1 protein-coding gene is annotated in these 222 nt (G+C 67.6%); it reads right to left on the minus strand.

Features of this window, described 5'->3' with window-relative positions:
* Window positions 1-222, minus strand: a 222-nt coding sequence (locus tag J5M67_RS29500; protein WP_207888791.1) for a sulfatase-like hydrolase/transferase, incomplete at both ends; no start/stop codon positions are given.

Below are 222 nucleotides of genomic sequence, written 5' to 3' on the forward strand. Positions count from 1 at the left end.
CCTTCGGCCAGTACGGGCGCTCCGGCTCTTCCTCGGCGTTGAGGTGGTAGAGGTTGCCGAAGAACTCGTCGAAACCGTGGTTGGTCGGCAGGTATTCGTCGCGGTCGCCCAGGTGGTTCTTGCCGAACTGGCCGGTGGCGTAGCCTTGCCCCTTGAGCGCCTGGGCCAGCGTGATGTCGCGGGCCTGCAGGCCCACCGGCGAACCGGGGATGCCGACCTTGG

It is taken from the genome of Pseudomonas sp. 30_B (assembly GCF_017491605.1).
In the GTDB taxonomy this organism is placed as follows: domain Bacteria; phylum Pseudomonadota; class Gammaproteobacteria; order Pseudomonadales; family Pseudomonadaceae; genus Pseudomonas.